The sequence below is a fragment of the Exiguobacterium aestuarii genome (genome assembly GCF_020171655.1).
Lineage (GTDB): Bacteria > Bacillota > Bacilli > Exiguobacteriales > Exiguobacteriaceae > Exiguobacterium > Exiguobacterium aestuarii_A.
The window spans coordinates 1-1244 of sequence record NZ_JAIVAC010000011.1 but is presented as its reverse complement, the minus strand read 5'-3'; the positions used below and the strand labels follow the sequence as shown (position 1 = coordinate 1244).

10 tRNA genes and 1 rRNA gene are annotated in these 1244 nt (G+C 48.2%); all 11 read right to left on the bottom strand.

Going from position 1 to position 1244, the window contains the following annotated elements:
- Positions 1 to 127: 127 nt before the first annotated feature.
- Positions 128 to 204 (bottom strand) — tRNA-Pro (locus LCM29_RS15100).
- A 6-nt stretch (positions 205 to 210) separates the two neighbouring features.
- Positions 211 to 287, bottom strand: a tRNA-Arg gene (locus LCM29_RS15095).
- Positions 288 to 290: 3 nt separating this feature from the next.
- Positions 291 to 378, bottom strand: a tRNA-Leu gene (locus LCM29_RS15090).
- 9 nt (positions 379 to 387) lie between these two features.
- A tRNA-Gly gene (locus LCM29_RS15085) sits at positions 388 to 462 on the bottom strand.
- Positions 463 to 478: 16 nt separating this feature from the next.
- A tRNA-Leu gene (locus LCM29_RS15080) sits at positions 479 to 559 on the bottom strand.
- A 40-nt stretch (positions 560 to 599) separates the two neighbouring features.
- Positions 600 to 675 (bottom strand) — tRNA-Lys (locus LCM29_RS15075).
- Between the two features lie 12 nt (positions 676 to 687).
- Positions 688 to 763, bottom strand: a tRNA-His gene (locus LCM29_RS15070).
- Between the two features lie 10 nt (positions 764 to 773).
- Positions 774 to 849 (bottom strand) — tRNA-Thr (locus tag LCM29_RS15065).
- Positions 850 to 857: 8 nt separating this feature from the next.
- A tRNA-Phe gene (locus LCM29_RS15060) sits at positions 858 to 933 on the bottom strand.
- Positions 934 to 952: 19 nt separating this feature from the next.
- Positions 953 to 1028: transfer RNA gene (locus LCM29_RS15055), tRNA-Asp, on the bottom strand.
- Between the two features lie 75 nt (positions 1029 to 1103).
- Positions 1104 to 1220 (bottom strand): 5S ribosomal RNA (rrf, locus tag LCM29_RS15050).
- Between the last annotated feature and the right edge of the window lie 24 nt (positions 1221 to 1244).

Sequence of the window (1244 nt, the reverse complement as noted above, 5' to 3'; positions counted from 1 at the left end):
CTGAGCCAGGATCAAACTCTCCAAAGAATTTGATATAGCTCTTAAATTGACGAAGCTTGCGCTTCATTCAAAAATTGTAAAACTTATTTTTGCCTCATCGTTCAGTTTTCAAAGACCAAAAATTAAATGGTCGGGAAGACAGGATTCGAACCTGCGACCCCTTGGTCCCAAACCAAGTGCTCTACCAAGCTGAGCTACTTCCCGTAATAATGGTGCACCCTGAGAGATTCGAACTCCCGGCCTTTAGATTCGTAGTCTAACGCTCTATCCAGCTGAGCTAAGGGTGCATATGGTGCGGTCGAGAGGACTTGAACCTCCACGGTGTTAACCACCACTAGGCCCTCAACCTAGCGCGTCTACCGATTCCGCCACGACCGCGTATTAAGATGGAGCGGAAGACGGGATTCGAACCCGCGACCCCGACCTTGGCAAGGTCGTATTCTACCACTGAACTACTTCCGCATAAGTATTTTAGAGATGCGGGTGAAGGGACTCGAACCCCCACGTCAAAGACACTAGATCCTAAGTCTAGCGCGTCTACCAATTCCGCCACACCCGCATGTGAAATTACGTATTTAGTAATAAAAAATAATGAGAAATGGTGAGCCATGCAGGGCTCGAACCTGCGACCCTCTGATTAAAAGTCAGATGCTCTACCAACTGAGCTAATGGCTCATTAAATTTTAATGGGGCGGCTGAAGGGAATTGAACCCTCGAATGCCGGAATCACAATCCGGTGCGTTAACCACTTCGCCACAACCGCCATGAAAAAATGGTGCCGGCGAAAGGATTCGAACCCTCGACCCTCTGATTACAAGTCAGATGCTCTACCAACTGAGCTACACCGGCGCGTTATATGGTGGCTTTGGACGGAATCGAACCGCCGACACAAGGATTTTCAGTCCTTTGCTCTACCAACTGAGCTACAAAGCCATAAATATTAAATTAAAAATGGCGGTCCCGACGGGATTCGAACCCGCGATCTTCTGCGTGACAGGCAGACATGTTAACCCCTACACCACGGGACCGTTTTAAGTCATATCGACTTTACCTATTTTAAAGGTCATTTTATGTAAAGTCAATAACTTTTTTAAAAAAATAAAGCCTGGCAACGTCCTATCCTCGCAGGGGGAGATCCCCCAACTACTTTCGGCGCTGAGACGCTTAACTTCCGTGTTCGGCATGGGAACGGGTGTGGCCGTCTCGCTATCGCCACCAGACTTTACAGGGCTTGTTCCCTGAAA